The following is a 14,400-nucleotide window of genomic DNA, read 5'->3' as shown; positions in this document are numbered from 1 at the left end:
CGGTTACGATCGGCGCATGTCAGCCCTGCCGGTGCGCCGCGTGAGTCGCGGCACGGGGACGGTTCTCGCCTGGTGCGGCGCCGCCGTGTACCCGGCGGTCGTGTTCCTCACGTTCTCCCATGGGAGGTCCGCCTTCCAGCAGCTGGAGATCCCCGTCGCGGCCGGGCTCACGTTCCTCGTGCTGTCCCTGCTGCGGCGGCGGGCTCTCGCCGCCCACGCGATCCTGCTCCTCGCCTGGATCTTCGCGATGGTGTCGCTGCCGTCCGGGGCGGTCGCCGGCCTGCTGGTCCTGCTCACCGACGTCTCGTCCGGCTTCATCGCGGCGACCCGCCCGCGGAAGATCTCCGTCCCCGTCGCCGTCGCGACGGGCGTCCTCCAGGCAGCGGCCGTCACCGCCTTCCTGAACGCGGACGAGATCCTGCTGATGACGATCCTGCTGGCGACGGCCGTCACGTACATGACGGGGAACTCGGTCAGGACGCGGCGCGCGCACGCCGAGGCGATGCGGGAGCAGGCCACCGCGCAGGCCGTCGCGGCCGAGCGGCTCCGGATCGCGCGGGAACTGCACGACATGGTCGCCCACAGCGTCGGGATCATCGCGATCCAGGCGGGCGTGGGCGGGCGGGTCATCGACACCCAGCCCGCCGAGGCCCGCAACGCGCTGGACGCCATCGAGGCCACCAGCCGCGACACCCTGTCCGGCCTGCGCAGGATGCTCACCGCCCTCCGCAAGGACGACCCCGGCGCCGCGCCGCTCGGCCCCGCCCCCGGCCTGGACGACCTCGCCCGCCTCGCCGAGGCCGCGGGGGACGCGGGCGTCGCGGTCGACGTCCGCACGTCGGGCGAGCCGCGGGCGCTGCCGCCGGACGTCGACCTGTCCGCCTACCGGATCGTCCAGGAGGCGGTCACGAACGTCGTCCGGCACGCGGGCACCGACCGCTGCCGGGTGACGATCGGCTACGGCGACGGCGAGCTCGCCGTCGAGGTCGAGGACGACGGGGTCGGCGGCGTGGTCGGCACCGGGTACGGCCTCGTCGGGATGCGGGAGCGGGTCGCCCTGCTGCGCGGCGAGTTCGCCGCGGGTCCGCGGCCCGGCGGGGGGTTCCGGGTGGCGGCGCGGTTCCCGGCGCCGGCGGCCGCATGACGATCCGCGTCCTGCTGGCCGACGACCAGCCGCTGATCCGCGCCGGGCTGCGCGTCCTGATCGCCGACACCCCCGACCTGGAGATCGCGGGCGAGGCCGGGACGGGCGCCGAGGCGGTCCTCCTCGCCGCGGACCTGGCTCCGGACGTGGTCGTGATGGACATCCGCATGCCCGACATGGACGGCATCGAGGCCACCCGCCGGATCCGCCGGGCGGGGCCCGGCACCCCCCGCGTGCTGATGCTGACGACCTTCGACGACGACGACTACGTCTACGGCTCGCTCCGGGCGGGCGCCAGCGGGTTCCTCGTCAAGGACATGGCGCTGGAGGAGATCCTCGCGGCGATCCGCGTCGTCGCTGGCGGGGACGCCCTGATCGCGCCGAGCGTCACCCGCAGGCTGATCGAGGAGTTCGCGGCGCGTCCGCAACCGGCCGCGGGGCGGCCCCGGCACGTGGAGGGCGTCACCGAGCGCGAGCGGGAGGTGCTGACCCTGGTCGGGCGCGGCCTGTCCAACCAGGAGATCGCCGCGGAGCTGGTGATCAGCGTGGCCACCGCGAAGGCGCACGTCGCGCGGCTGCTCGCCAAGCTCGCCGCCCGCGACCGCGTCCAGCTCGTCATCATCGCCTACGAGTACGGCCTCGTCGCGCCCCCTACAGGCGGTAGTACTACCTGACGTGGTCAGTGCGGTGGCCGTCGGATAATCTGGGACGCGTGAAGGGTCTGGGAGAGCTTGAACGCACGGTCATGGAGGTCCTGTGGGCGCGGCAGGAAGCCGGGCACCAGGCGGCCACCGCGCGCGACGTGAGCCGTGCCCTCGCCGACGACCGGGACCTCGCGCACACCACGGTCATGACCGTCCTCGACAGGCTCGCGAAGAAGGGCTTCCTGGAACGCGAGCGCGACGGCCGCGCCTGGCGCTACCACCCGGTGGCGAGCCGCGAGATGTACGTCACCGAGCTGATGCTCGGGGCCCTGAACGAGACCGGTGACCGCGACGCGGCGCTCGCGCACTTCGTCCGCTCGGTGTCGCGGGACGAGATCGACGTGATCCGCCAGACCCTCGCGGGCCTCACCGGTAAGGAACCTCCGGCATGACCGGCACCGCCCTGCTCGCATTGATCTCACTGGGGACCGTCGGCGGGGCGCACCTGCTGTCCCGGGCCCGGTGGACGTGGCGCACGCCCCGGATCGGGATCGCGCTCTGGCAGGCCCTCGGGCTGTGCTGGGGCGTCGCCACGATCGGCGCCCTGCTCGGGCTCGCCCTCCTGCCGTACCGCAAGGGCGTCCTCGGCGGGCTTCCCGGCCTGTACGACGACCAGGCGGCCCGGCTCAACCCGGTGCAGGTGGCGGCCCTGCTCGCCGCGATCAGCCTGACCGGCGTGCTGCTGGTCATGCTGATGTTCGCGGTGCTGCGGGTCGTGCGGGCCAGGCGGCGGCACCGGGCCCTGCTCGCGCTGGTGTCGCGCCGCGACTCCTCGGTGCCCGGCACCCTCGTCCTCGACCATCCCGGCGCCGCGGCGTACTGCGTGCCGGGCGTCCGCTCGTCCAAGGTCGTCGTCAGCGCCGGGACGCTGGAGCTGCTCGACCGCGGCGAGCTGGCCGCGGTGCTCGCGCACGAGCGCGCGCACGCCCGCGAGCGCCACGACCTGGTGCTGTTGCCGTTCGCGTCGCTGCGCCAGGTCTTCCCGCAGTTCCGGCTGGTCGGACGGTGCCTGGACGCGGTGGAGCTGCTGATCGAGATGGCCGCCGACGACCGCGCCCGGCACGGCCGGCCGCCGCGCGAGCTGGCGACCGCGCTGCTGCGCTTCGCGGCCGCCCGCCCGGCCGCCGCGCCGTCCGGCACGCTCGGCGTCGCCTCCCACAGCGACATCCCGGTGATGGCTCGGGTGAACCGGCTGCTGGAGCCGGAGCCGCTGCCCCGCCGGACCCGCCTCGCCGCGTCGATCGCCGTTCCGGTCATCGCCGTCCTCCCGCTGCTGCTCCTCGTCCTGCCGCACTAGTTTTTGGCAGTCCCGGCCCACTTCGCTCGCCTGGCGGCTCGCTACGTGACCGGGCCTGGGCGAACGCGGCATCGCTTCGCGATCTGCCCGGTTGCGCTCGCCTCCGGCTTCGCTCCACCGGGCAGGTCACGCGTTCGCGTGCGTGGCCGGGGCCACTTCGAGAAAGGCCGTAGCCCGGCGGCGGCGCCGCCCGCCGTGTCGCTAGTCGGCGAGGACCGTTCCGTAGAGGCGGGCGACGCGCAGGCGGATCACCAGCCGCCGGTCCTTCACCATCTGCTCCAGGAACGCCCGCTCGTCCGCCGGGTCGTCGAAGCCCGGCGTCATCGCGAGCAGCTCGCGCCCGGTCGCGTCCCCGGGCTCCTCGCTGACGGCGGACAGCTCGGCGGCGCCCTCGGCGACCGCGAACGACAGGTGGCCGGGGCCGGACGCGTGCAGGGCGGCGCGCGGGTCGCGCCGGAGCTGCTTCACCTTCGCCCGATCGGCCGTCGTGGAGATCCGCACGACGCGCTCGTCCGGGTCCCACGTGTAGACGACCGTGGAGACGTGCGGGTGGCCGCTCTTCCTGTTCGTGGCGAGGACGCCGAACTGCTGCTCGCCGAGGAGGCGGGACAGCTCGTCCTCGCCGATGGACTTGGGGCCGGGTCCCTGGCCGGGGCCGTACTCGGTCATCGTGATCTCCTTCGAAGGGTGGGGACGGGTTCGGAGGCCTCGGCGTCAGACGCCGGTGGGGACGGATTCGACGGGCGCGGCGCCGGCCACCGGCGCCGGGCGGCGAAGGACGAGCAGCGACACCGCGAGCGCGGCGACCAGCAGGCCGGCCGAGACGGTGAACGCCAGGTGGTAGCCGCCGGTGAGGGCGGCGGCGGTGTCCCGCCCGTCCGCCCGCAGGGATTCGACGCGGGACGCCGCGAGCGTGGTCATGACCGCGACGCCGAGCGCCATCCCGACCTGCTGGACGGTGTTGAACAGGCCGGACGCCAGCCCCGCGTCCTCGGGACGGGCGCTGGACATGCCGAGCCCGGTCAGGGACGGCAGCACGAGCCCGCCGCCGGCGATGAGCACGAAGACCGGGAGCAGGTCGGTGACGTAGTCCGCGTCCACCGGGACGGTCGCGAGCCAGGCCATCGCGCCGATGAGCAGGACGAGCCCGGCGACCAGCACGAAGCGCTCGCCGAAGCGGTTGGAGAGCCGGGCGGAGGCCAGCAGCGACACCGCGCCGATCGAGACGGCGGCGGGGAGCATCGCGAGCCCGGTGGCGAGCGCGCTGTAGCCGAGGACCTGCTGCATGTAGAGGGCGACGATCACCTGGAACGAGAACATCGCCGACAGGGTCAGCAGCTGGACCGCGTAGGCGCCGGACACGTTGCGGGAGCGCAGGATCCGCAGGGGCATCAGCGGCGTCGCGGCGCGGGCCTGGCGGGCGGTGAACCCGGCCAGCAGCAGCAGCGACACGGCGCCGAGTCCGAGGGTGTGCGCCGAGAGCCAGCCGAACCGCTCGACCTTGACGACCGTGTAGATGCCGAGCATCAGCCCCGACGTGACGAGGGCCGCGCCCGCGACGTCGGCGCCGGCGGCCAGGCCGGCGCCCCGGTCGCGGGGGAGCGCGGGAAGGGCGAGGAGCATCACGGCGAGGCCGATCGGCAGGTTGATCAGGAAGATCCAGTGCCAGCTCAGCGCGTCGGTGAGCACGCCGCCGAGCACCTGCCCGATGGACGCGCCCGCCGCGCCGGTGAAGCTGAACACCCCGATCGCCTTGGTCCGTTCACGGGGGTCGGCGAACAGCGTCACGAGGATGCCGAGCACGACGGCGGAGGCGAGGGCGCTGCCGACGCCCTGCAGGAACCGGGCGGCGATCAGCAGGCCGGACGAGGTGGCGGCGCCCGCCAGCACCGACGCCGCGGTGAAGACGGCGTTCCCGGCGAGGAACAGCGTCCGGCGGCCGACGAGGTCGCCGAGCCGTCCGGCGAGGAGCAGCAGGCCGCCGAGGGGGATCAGGTAGGCGTTCATGATCCAGCTGAGCCCGGCGGGCGAGAAGCCGAGGTCGTCCTGGATGGCCGGGGCGGCGACCGTGACGATGCTGCCGTCGAGGATGGTCATCAGCATCGTGGCCGACAGCACGCCGAGCGCCGCCCATCGGGAGCGGAGCGGGGAGAGCGAGAGGGAGGGCATTGGTCATCTCCTGTCGGGAGGTACAGGAGAGACCGTAGCAGATAGTTTTGTTATAGACGATCTGTGACGGGCTTATTTCTGGCGCTCGCGGGCCCGCCGGGCCGGCGCCGACGCCTCGGGCGGGGTCGCCAGATGCCCGGTGACCAGGGTGTTCAGTGCGCGGACGAGGGCCTCGCGCTGGTCGTCCGGCAGCGAGCCGAGGGCCGCCGCGTGGACGCCGTCCACGATCTCCTGGCTGCGGGCGGCGACCCGCGCGCCCTCCTCGGTGACGGCGATGATCCGGGCCCGCCGGTCCCGGGACGAGGGGCGCCGCTCGGCGAGCCCGGCCTTCTCCAGCGCGTCCACGGTCACGACCATGGTGGTCTTGTCCATGTCGCCGATCTCGGCGAGCTGGATCTGGGTGCGCTCCTCCTCCAGTGCGTGCACCAGGACGCAGTGCATGCGCGGCGTCAGCCCGATCTCCGCGAGCGCCGCGGTCATGCGGCCGCGCAGCACGTGGCTGGTGTGGTCGAGCAGGAAGGACAGGTCCGTCTGCGTGCGGGCGGGGGCCATCGAGGTCATGCGTCCAGCCTACCCAAGATGATTCCGTTCTAGATTATCTGGCAGCCCGCATATTCGGTGGGTTAGCATGGAGGCGTGAAGCGCACCGCATGTCTCGGCTGGTGGCCGTCCTAGGACGGCCGCAACGACGCATGCGATCGGGCCGTCCGCTGGACGGCCCTTTCTCCTCCTCGGCGAACCGGGCCCGGACCGGCGGACGGCCGGAGACCCGACGAGGAGGACCCCATGGACACCACCCCCGAAGCCCGCAGCCGCGAGCTGGAAGAACGCATCGCGGTCGACCCCGGAGCCTTCCGGATCCTGACCGGCGACCGCCCCACCGGCCCGCTGCACCTCGGGCACTACTTCGGCACCCTGGCCAACCGGGTGCGGCTCCAGCGCGCGGGCGTGGAGCTGTTCGTCCTGGTGGCCGACTACCAGGTGCTCACCGACCGGGACGTCGCCGACCACCTGTCGGAGTACGTCGAGGGCCTGGTCGCCGACTACCTGGCGGCCGGGATCGACCCGGCCAAGGCGACGATCTTCCGGCACAGCTCCGTCCCCGCGCTGAACCAGCTCATGCTGCCGTTCCTGTCGCTGGTGTCGATCGCGGAGCTGAGCCGCAACCCCACGGTGAAGGACGAGATCGCGACGTCCCGGCAGGCGGCCGTCAGCGGGCTGATGTTCACCTACCCCGTCCACCAGGCCGCCGACATCCTGTTCTGCAAGGCCAACCTGGTGCCCGTCGGCAGGGACCAGCTCCCGCACCAGGAGATCACCCGGACCGTCGCGCGCCGCTTCAACGAGCGCTACGGGCCCGTCTTCCCGGTGCCGGACGCCCTGCTGTCGTCCGCGCCGCTCCTGCTCGGAACCGACGGCCGCAAGATGAGCAAGAGCCGCGGCAACGCCGTCGCGCTCTCCGCCACCGAGGACGAGACGGCGCGGCTGATCAAGCGGGCCGTGACCGACGCCGACCGGACCATCGCCTACGCGCCCGAGACCCGCCCGGAGGTCTCCGGGCTGGTGCTGCTCGCCGCGCTCTGCCAGGGCCGCGACCCGCATGCCGTCGCCGCCGAGATCGGCGACGGCGGCTCGGCGGCGCTGAAGAAGGTCGTGACCGACTCGGTGAACGAGTTCCTGCGCCCGATCCGCGCCCACCGCGCCGAGCTGGCCGCCGACCGCGCGTACCTGCGCGAGGTCCTGGCGGAGGGCGACGAGCGCGCCAACGCGATCGCGGACCGCACGCTGGCGGAGGTCAGGGAGGCGATGGCGTCGTGAGGAGCGGGGCGCCCTAGCGGGGGGCGAGGCCGTTGAGGACGGTCGCGACGAGGTCGTCCACGACGTCCGGCGACACGCGGTGCGCGAGGCCCCGGCCCTGGAACAGCACCGACAGCACCGGCTCGTGGCACGCGCCGACGATCAGCGAGGCCGCCGCCTCGACCCGGGCCTCCGGGGCGAGGCGGCCGAGGTCGCGCTCGCCGCGCAGGTAGGCGGCGAGCCGCTCCCTCCAGGTGTCGCCCCCGCCGCTCAGCGCCGCGAACCGGGCGAGGACGGCCGGGTGCCCGACCAGCCCGGCCAGTGCGGGCAGCACCCCGTTGTGCAGAGCGAGACCGTACGCCACGTACGCGCGCAGGTTCTCCTCGACCGTGCCGGTGCCGGGCTCGGGCAGGGGGCCGAGCGGCCGCGCGACCGACTCGGCGTGCGCCCGCAGCGCGTGCGCGAGCAGCTCCTCCTTGTCGGCGAAGTGGTTGTAGAGGACGCCGTCGGCGACGCCGGCCTCCCGCGCGATCGCCCGGACGGTCAGGCCCGCCGTCCCGCGCTCGGCGATCATCCGCTCGGCCGTGGCGATCAGGTGGTCGCGCAGGGTGCGGTCGCCGGCGCCCAGCGCCGCCGCTCTTCGAGGTGACATCACCCCGCATCGTAATGAGCGAGCTCGAACCCGTGCGCGGCGAGTCCGGGCAGGAAGTCCGGCCCGACGGCGTCCTCGATGTGACGGACGCCGGGCGGCGTGCCGTCCAGCTCCCGGACGACCATCGCGGCGGCCAGGCCCGTCGCGCGGCTCTGCCGCCGTCCCGCGAACGAGCGCACCGTCCCGCCGGACGCGACCGCCACCGCGAACCCGTCGCCGCCGATGTGGACGCGGCGGAACGCGGCCCGCAGCGGGGCCAGGTTCCGGAACGGGACGAGGCGGGGGAGGAGAGCGGTCATGGCGCGCGAGTCGAGGCAGAGGCCGGTGCGGACGCGTCCGGGCAGGGTGTACTGGTCGGAGAACGGGAAGCGGTGCACGGTCCGGACGCCGTAGGGCGCGGGGAACCGTATCCGCCACGATTCTCCGAGGTCGGTGAGTGAATCGAGCGTCCAGTCCACGGCGGACGGCCCGTGCCGCTCACCGGCGCCGAGCAGGACGCCGATGTCCACGTCCCCGCCGCCGGACTCGCGGGCCAGCAGGTTCGTGACGCCGGGGGCGAGGCCCACGCTCAGCACGGCCGTGGCGTTCCGCTCGACGGCGAGCCCGTCCAGCTTCTCGATCCCGGCGAGCACGGCATGCGACGCGGACACGTCGACGTAGTGGACGCCCCGGGCGAGGCACGCCTCGGCGACCCGCACGTTGCCCGTCTCCGCGCACATGACGACGGCGTCGGCGGCGAGCCGCCCCGGGTCGTCGCTCCGCAGGTCGAACCGCAGCGGGAGCGCCCCCGCCACGGTGCGGGCCTTGGCGAGGTCGCGCCCGGCGGCCACCACCTCGGGGACGTGCCCGAGCAGCCCCGCGACCACCTCCCGGCCGACCGTGCCGTAGCCGCCGAGGACCACGACCCTCTTCATCGCCGTGCCGTGACCAGCCACGCGGTGGCGCGCAGGCGGACGGCGCCGTCGCGCTCGAAGGAGCGCATCGCCTCGACCAGGGCGTCGCGCACCCCGTCGCCCGCGCCGTAGTTGTAGTGGATCGGGCCCCACCCGGCAAGGAACTCCCCGGCCTCGCGGGCGTCGCGTCCCCAGATCTGGTCGGCCTCGACCCTGCGGCTGGACACGCCGTGGAACCCGGCGGCCCCGAGGATCTCCTGGACGCGGCCCGGGTCCGCGAGCGACAGCGGCCCGCCGTCGTGCCCGACCGGGGCCCGGTCGAGGGGCGGGAGCGCGGCCATGACCGCTCCCATCTCGCTCTCGGCGAGCGGCGTCATGCACAGGAACGCCAGCCGGCCGCCCTCGCGCAGGGCCCGCCGGACGTTGCCGAACGCGGCGACCGGGTCGGTGAAGAACATGATCCCGAACCGGCTGACGGCGACGTCGAAGCCGCCCGCGGGGAACGGGTGCACCTGCGCGTCGCCCCGTTCGAAGGCCACGTTCGCGACGCCCTCCTTCTCGGCGAGGGAGCGGGCGCGGGCGAGCATCGGCCGGGACAGGTCGACGCCCGTCGCGGCGCCGAGGGACGCCCGCCTCGCCGCGAGCCGGGTGATCTGCCCGTTTCCGCAGCCGATGTCGAGGACCCGGTCGCGCGGCCCGATCCGCGCCGCGTCCAGCAGGGCGTCGTTGAACCCGCCGTTCATGGCGTCGTACCGGTCGTGGTTCTCGGCCCAGTGCTCGCCCTCGTACCCGTTCCACGCCTCCGCCTGGTGGGTGTTGACGATCTCCGTCATGAGGTCTCCTCGGTGTGAACGCTTGTTCATGAACGTATGTTCATAATGAGGGCGGACGGCGGGCGAGTCAAGGCGCTCCTGGCGCGCTACGTAGAACGGAACTTTTCGTTCCGCTACGATGGAGGGCATGGAGACGGCACGGGAGCCCATGAGCGGGCGGAAAGCGCAGGCCGCCCGCAACGACGAACTCATCAGGGAGGCGGCGCGGGCGGTGTTCACCGCCGACCCCGGCGCGCCGATCTCGGCGGTGGCCGAGCACGCCGGGGTGGGGATCAGCGCGCTGTACCGGCGCTACAAGAGCAAGGAGGACCTGCTCCAGAAGCTGGCCGACGAGGGCATGGACCGCTACCTCGCCGAGGTGGAGGCGGCCCTGGACGACGACGGCGACGCGTGGGAGGCGTTCGCCGCGTTCATGCGCCGCTGCCTGGACATCGGAGCGGGTTCGCTCACCATGCGGCTGGCGGGCGGCTTCGAGGTCACCGAGGACATGAGCCGCAAGGGCCGGGAGATCCACGTCGCGACGCGGCGGCTGCTGGAGCGCACCCGGGAGGCGGGCGCGCTGCGTCCCGGGATCGAGGTCGGCGACGTCTCGGTGATCCTCGAACACCTGCACGGCATCCGGATCGGGGACGACGAGCGGATGAACCGGCTGCGGCACCGCTACCTGGCGCTGATCCTGGACGCCATGAACCTCGCGGACCGGCCGGAACCGCCCGGTCCCGCGCCGAGCTGGCAGGAGCTGGTCACCCGTTATGACGACTGAGCTGGGACGACGCGCGCTCAATCGCGCACTGCTGGCCCGCCAGCTCCTGCTGGAGCGGCACGCCATGCCCGCGCTGGAGGCGATCGAGCATCTGGTCGGCCTGCAGGCGCAGGCCCCGAACCCGCCGCACATCGGGCTGTGGACGCGGCTCGCGGACTACGCGCTCGACGAGGCCGGGGAGCTGATCGCCGACCGCCGGGCGCTGCGGATGGTCCTGATGCGCGGGACGCTGCACCTGGTCAGCGCCCGCGACGCCCGCGCGCTGCGGCCGATCACCCAGGTGATCCTCGACAATTATCTGAAGGCGCGGGCGGCCGAGCTGGGGCACCTCGACCTGGAGGCCGTCACGGCGTGGGCGCGGGCCCTGCTGGAGGAGGAACCGCGCTCCGACAAGGACCTGCGCGCGCTGCTGGCCGAACGGTGGCCGGACGAGGACCCGGCGCTGCTGGCGTGGGCCGTCCGCTGCCGTCTGCCGCTCGTGCAGGTCCCGCCGCGGGGGATCTGGGGCTCGTCCGGGACCGCCCGGCACACGACGCTGGAGAACTGGCTCGGGCCCGCGGCGCCCGACCCGTCCCTGGACGACCTCGTGCGGCGCTACCTGGGGGCGTTCGGGCCCGCGAGCGTCCAGGACGTCCAGCAGTGGGCCGGGCTGACGCGCCTCGGCGAGGTCGTCGAGCGGCTCGGGCCGGAGCTGGTGACCTTCCGCGACGAGAACGGCCGGACGCTGTACGACCTGCCGGACGCGCCGCGCCCCGGCCTCGGCGCGGAGGCGCCGGTCCGGTTCGTCCCCGACTTCGACAACCTGCTGCTGTCCCACGCCGACCGGGCGCGGATCATCTCCGAGGAGCACCGCAAGCGCGTCTTCACCGTCAACGGCATCATCCGGGCGACGTTCCTCGTGGACGGCTTCGTCCACGGCATGTGGAAGATCGACAAGGGGCGCGGCGAGGCGGTCCTGCGGATCGAGCCGTTCGCCCCCGTCCCGGCGCCGGAGCGCGCCGCGCTGGAGGAGGAGGGCATGCGCCTGCTCGCCGCCACGCACCCCAAGGCGAAGTCACACGGCGTGGAGTTCGTCTAGCCTTCGCGGGCGCACGGCGCCTCGCGGTTCGGGTCGAGGGATCCGAGGAGGGCGTGCAGGATCTCGCGGTACGCCAGCATCTGCTCGCGGGTGAGCGGGTCGAACAGGTGCCGCCTGACCTCGGCGACGTGGCCCGGCGCCGCCTTCGCGAGGACGGCGAAGCCCTCGTCGGTGAGGCTGGCGATCGTGGTGCGCCGGTCGGCGGCGGGCTTGCACCGGCTCACCCAGCCGGCCTCCTCCAGCCGGTTCACCGCGTGCGACAGGCGGCTCGGGGACGAGTGGACGATCTCGGCGAGCTCGGTCATCGTCAGCGCGCGGCCGGGCGCCTCCGACAGCATCGCCAGGATCATGTAGTAGGCGTGCGGCAGGCCCGAGTCGCGCTGGAGCTGGCGGTCGAGCGCCTCGCCGAGCAGCCGGGACGTCCACAGGAAGGCGCGCCAGGTCTCCTGCTCGTCGTCGTCGAGCCAGCGCGGCTCGGCCGCCGCCTCGCCGCCCCTCGCCTCATCGGCCGTCTCGCCGGTCGTCGTCTCGCCGGTCGTCGTCTCGTCGGTCGTCGTCCCGTCGCCGGTCATCGTCTCGGCCATGCCCCCAGTCTACCCGGCATTTGAACCCTCAAGACTTGAAAGTTCAATGATGTCGAGTATGGTTGAACTCTCAAGTAAAGGGAGGGTGGACATGACCACGATGCCGGTGCTCTATCTCAGCCACGGCGCGCCGCCGCTGGCCGACGACGACCGGTGGACCGCCGAACTGGCCCGCTGGTCGGCGGACCTGCCGAGGCCGGAGGCGATCCTCATGGTGTCGGCGCACTGGGAGGAGGCGCCGCTGAGCATCGGCGCGACGCGGCCGGTGCCGCTCGTGTACGACTTCTGGGGCTTCCCCGAGCGCTACTACAGCGTCCGGTACGACGCGCCCGGCGCGCCGGCCCTCGCCGACGACGTGCGCAAGCTGATCCCCGGCGTCCACCAGGACGAGGAGCGGGGGCTGGACCACGGCGCGTACGTCCCGCTCGTGGAGATGTATCCGGACGCCGACGTCCCCGTGCTGCAGATGTCGATGCCCACCCTGGAGCCCGAGCGCCTCTTCGAGATCGGGCGGAGCCTCGCGCCGCTGCGCGACAAGGGGGTCCTCATCGTCGGGAGCGGTTTCACCACGCACAACCTGCGGGAGATGCGCCCGGACCCGGACGCGGCGCCGCCCGCGTGGTCGGCGGAGTTCGACGAGTGGACGGACCGGGCCGTGCGGGGCGGCGACGTCGACTCGCTGCTCGACTTCCGCGCCAAGGCCCCGGCCGCGCGCATCGCGCACCCCCGGACGGAGCACTTCGCGCCCCTGTTCGTGGCGCTCGGCGCCGACGCCGACGCCGCCTCGGGACGGCGGTCGGTCATCGACGGCTACTGGCTCGGACTGGCCAAGCGCTCGTTCCAGTTCGGCTGACCGGGGGGTCAGTCGCTCCGGACGGGCACGTCCATCCGCGCGAAACCGGTGCGCCAGGACGCGACCCGCGGCTTCCAGCCGAGGCTCAGCGCCTTGGCGTTGGACGCCGGACGGCCCGTCGCGGCCGCGTGCTTGCCGGCGCTTCCCGGGCTGGGCGCGCCGAGCGCCGCGCTGTAGACCGGCAGCCAGTCCGCCGTGGTCGCCGGCTCGTCGTCGACGACGTTGACGGGCCCGGCGGGCCACTCCAGCGCGGCGAGCGCCGCCGACGCCGCGTCGTCGACGTGCACGAACGACGTCCAGGACGGCGCCTCGCGAAGGACGCCCGCCCGCACCCGCTCGGCGATCGCGCCGTCGGGGGCGTACCAGGTGCCGGGACCGTAGAGCGCCCCGTACCGCAGGACGACGCCGTGCGGCATCTCGGAGACCGCCTCCTCCAGCGCCGCGATGCCCGCGTAGGGCGGCAGGTGCGAGTCGAGCGGGTCGGTCTCGACGGCGGGCGCGTCGCCCGGCACGTACAGCCACGCGATGCTCTGGGCGACCATGGTCCGCACGCCGGCGGCCTTCGCCGCGTCGACCAGGTTGCGGGTGCCCACGATCCGCAGGTGCGAGTTGGCGTCGAAGTCCTCGGCGCTGAGGTCGGTGAGCTGGTGGACCACGGCGTCGGGGCGTTCGGCCTCCATGACGTCGCGCACCGCGGCGGCGTCGAGCACGTCCAGCACGACCGGCGCGGCCCCGAGGTCGCGCACCATGCCGGTGCGTTCGGTTCGGCGTGTCGTCCCTGCGACCTCGTGGCCCGCCTGGACGAGCAGCGGGATCAGCCGGCGGCCGACTACTCCGGTCGCTCCGGCGAGGAGAATCTTCAAGGGGGTACCTCCGCGACTTTCACGCCATCGTGCATCGTCTGCTGTGGGGTCTGCCAGCACTGGTCACGCCCGGCGTTCCGCATGGACACCCCCCTGCGTCCGGCCGGACGAAGTCGGACGGGCCACACCGCCCCCCGGCGGCTCGTCCGCCATGAGCGTACCGCCGGGAAGCGCCCGAACGCGTTTCGCGTGCGCCGCGGACGAGAATTCTTGTTCTCTGACGGGATTCGGTACTTCTGAGGATCGGCGGCACATGAAGATCACTCTTGTCCACGGCGACATCACCGAGCAGAGGGTCGGCGCGGTCGTGAACGCGGCGAACTCGTCGCTGCTGGGCGGGGGCGGGGTGGACGGCGCGATCCACCGCAGGGGCGGTCCGGAGATCCTGGAGGAGTGCCGCCGGCTCCGCTCGTCCCACTACTGCGGCGGCCTGCCGACCGGCCAGGCGGTGGCCACGACGGCGGGGCTGCTGCCCGCCGCGTGGGTGATCCACACCGTCGGCCCCGTGTACTCCTCCTCCGAGGACCGCTCCCACCAGCTCGCCTCCTGCTACCGCGAGTCCCTCCGCGTCGCCGACGAGCTGGGCGTCGACTCGATCGCCTTCCCCGCCGTGTCGGCCGGCATCTACGGCTGGCCCCTGGACGACGCCGCCCGCATCGCGGTCGGCACCGTCCGGGGCACCCCGACCCAGGTGATGGACGCCCGCTTCGTCCTGTTCACCGAGGCCGCCTACGACGCCTTCGAGCGTGCCGTGGGAGCGCTCTAGCGCT

Annotated in this window: 17 protein-coding genes; 9 read left to right on the top strand and 8 right to left on the bottom strand. The window is 73.6% G+C overall.

What is annotated here, in order from left to right; all coding sequences use genetic code 11:
* Positions 1-16 precede the first annotated feature (16 nt).
* The 4 genes from AB0K37_RS06050 to AB0K37_RS06035 are packed head-to-tail and all read left to right on the top strand — an operon-like array spanning position 17 to position 3,145.
* Complete coding sequence (locus tag AB0K37_RS06050) at positions 17-1,144, top strand: histidine kinase (protein WP_363975524.1); 1,128 nt, start codon at positions 17-19, stop codon at positions 1,142-1,144.
* The gene (locus AB0K37_RS06045) at positions 1,141-1,818 is read left to right on the top strand and encodes a response regulator transcription factor (RefSeq protein WP_363975521.1); all 678 of its coding nucleotides are present in this window, start codon (positions 1,141-1,143) and stop codon (positions 1,816-1,818) included. Before AB0K37_RS06050 ends, AB0K37_RS06045 begins: the two co-directional genes overlap by 4 nt.
* A gap of 38 nt (positions 1,819-1,856) precedes the next feature.
* Entirely contained in the window at positions 1,857-2,240 is a 384-nt protein-coding gene (locus AB0K37_RS06040; RefSeq protein ID WP_345172950.1) for a BlaI/MecI/CopY family transcriptional regulator, read from the top strand.
* Positions 2,237-3,145 carry a M56 family metallopeptidase gene (locus AB0K37_RS06035; RefSeq protein ID WP_363975518.1) on the top strand — a complete coding sequence of 303 codons (909 nt, stop codon included), beginning with the start codon at positions 2,237-2,239 and terminating at the stop codon, positions 3,143-3,145. Before AB0K37_RS06040 ends, AB0K37_RS06035 begins: the two co-directional genes overlap by 4 nt.
* A gap of 201 nt (positions 3,146-3,346) precedes the next feature.
* On the opposite strand, the gene AB0K37_RS06030 is transcribed toward AB0K37_RS06035, so the two are convergent.
* The 3 genes from AB0K37_RS06030 to AB0K37_RS06020 form a co-directional block, all read right to left on the bottom strand.
* Positions 3,347-3,814, bottom strand: coding sequence for a TIGR03618 family F420-dependent PPOX class oxidoreductase (locus AB0K37_RS06030; protein ID WP_363975515.1), 468 nt, complete (start codon positions 3,812-3,814; stop codon positions 3,347-3,349).
* A 45-nt stretch (positions 3,815-3,859) separates the two neighbouring features.
* Positions 3,860-5,314 (bottom strand): MFS transporter, encoded by a 1,455-nt coding sequence (locus AB0K37_RS06025; protein ID WP_363975512.1) that lies wholly within the window; start codon positions 5,312-5,314, stop codon positions 3,860-3,862.
* Between the two features lie 72 nt (positions 5,315-5,386).
* Complete coding sequence (locus AB0K37_RS06020; protein ID WP_345172959.1) at positions 5,387-5,875, bottom strand: MarR family winged helix-turn-helix transcriptional regulator; 489 nt, start codon at positions 5,873-5,875, stop codon at positions 5,387-5,389.
* A gap of 225 nt (positions 5,876-6,100) precedes the next feature.
* Between AB0K37_RS06020 and trpS the strand changes: the two genes are divergently transcribed.
* A complete protein-coding gene (trpS, locus tag AB0K37_RS06015; protein ID WP_363975509.1) occupies positions 6,101-7,132 on the top strand; it encodes a tryptophan--tRNA ligase in 1,032 nt (343 codons plus the stop codon).
* A 13-nt stretch (positions 7,133-7,145) separates the two neighbouring features.
* On the opposite strand, the gene AB0K37_RS06010 is transcribed toward trpS, so the two are convergent.
* The 3 genes from AB0K37_RS06010 to AB0K37_RS06000 are packed head-to-tail and all read right to left on the bottom strand — an operon-like array spanning position 7,146 to position 9,489.
* The gene (locus tag AB0K37_RS06010; protein WP_363975506.1) at positions 7,146-7,763 is read right to left on the bottom strand and encodes a TetR/AcrR family transcriptional regulator; all 618 of its coding nucleotides are present in this window, start codon (positions 7,761-7,763) and stop codon (positions 7,146-7,148) included.
* On the bottom strand, positions 7,763-8,677 hold the full coding sequence (locus AB0K37_RS06005) for a saccharopine dehydrogenase NADP-binding domain-containing protein (protein ID WP_363975503.1): 915 nt from the start codon (positions 8,675-8,677) through the stop codon (positions 7,763-7,765). Before AB0K37_RS06005 ends, AB0K37_RS06010 begins: the two co-directional genes overlap by 1 nt.
* Complete coding sequence (locus tag AB0K37_RS06000; protein WP_363975500.1) at positions 8,674-9,489, bottom strand: methyltransferase domain-containing protein; 816 nt, start codon at positions 9,487-9,489, stop codon at positions 8,674-8,676. Before AB0K37_RS06000 ends, AB0K37_RS06005 begins: the two co-directional genes overlap by 4 nt.
* A 127-nt stretch (positions 9,490-9,616) precedes the next feature.
* Between AB0K37_RS06000 and AB0K37_RS05995 the strand changes: the two genes are divergently transcribed.
* A complete protein-coding gene (locus AB0K37_RS05995) occupies positions 9,617-10,252 on the top strand; it encodes a TetR/AcrR family transcriptional regulator (protein WP_363975497.1) in 636 nt (211 codons plus the stop codon).
* On the top strand, positions 10,242-11,330 hold the full coding sequence (locus tag AB0K37_RS05990; protein ID WP_363975494.1) for a winged helix DNA-binding domain-containing protein: 1,089 nt from the start codon (positions 10,242-10,244) through the stop codon (positions 11,328-11,330). Before AB0K37_RS05995 ends, AB0K37_RS05990 begins: the two co-directional genes overlap by 11 nt.
* Here AB0K37_RS05990 and AB0K37_RS05985 read toward each other — a convergent pair.
* A complete protein-coding gene (locus AB0K37_RS05985) occupies positions 11,327-11,914 on the bottom strand; it encodes a MarR family transcriptional regulator (protein WP_363975491.1) in 588 nt (195 codons plus the stop codon). The two genes, AB0K37_RS05990 and AB0K37_RS05985, sit on opposite strands and share 4 nt — an antisense overlap.
* Before the next feature lie 91 nt (positions 11,915-12,005).
* On the opposite strand from AB0K37_RS05985, the gene AB0K37_RS05980 reads away from it, so the two are divergent.
* Positions 12,006-12,767 carry a class III extradiol ring-cleavage dioxygenase gene (locus AB0K37_RS05980; protein ID WP_363975488.1) on the top strand — a complete coding sequence of 254 codons (762 nt, stop codon included), beginning with the start codon at positions 12,006-12,008 and terminating at the stop codon, positions 12,765-12,767.
* A gap of 8 nt (positions 12,768-12,775) precedes the next feature.
* On the opposite strand, the gene AB0K37_RS05975 is transcribed toward AB0K37_RS05980, so the two are convergent.
* Positions 12,776-13,630, bottom strand: coding sequence for an NAD(P)-dependent oxidoreductase (locus AB0K37_RS05975; RefSeq protein ID WP_363975485.1), 855 nt, complete (start codon positions 13,628-13,630; stop codon positions 12,776-12,778).
* A gap of 253 nt (positions 13,631-13,883) precedes the next feature.
* Here AB0K37_RS05975 and AB0K37_RS05970 point away from each other — a divergent pair, with 253 nt between their 5' ends.
* A complete protein-coding gene (locus tag AB0K37_RS05970) occupies positions 13,884-14,396 on the top strand; it encodes an O-acetyl-ADP-ribose deacetylase (protein ID WP_363975482.1) in 513 nt (170 codons plus the stop codon).
* Positions 14,397-14,400 lie beyond the last annotated feature (4 nt).

Origin of the sequence: Actinomadura sp. NPDC049753, assembly GCF_040674655.1 — a bacterium.
GTDB lineage: Bacteria > Actinomycetota > Actinomycetes > Streptosporangiales > Streptosporangiaceae > Spirillospora > Spirillospora verrucosospora.
The sequence above is the reverse complement of the archived record's forward strand: the minus strand, read 5'-3'. Positions and strand labels throughout refer to the sequence as shown.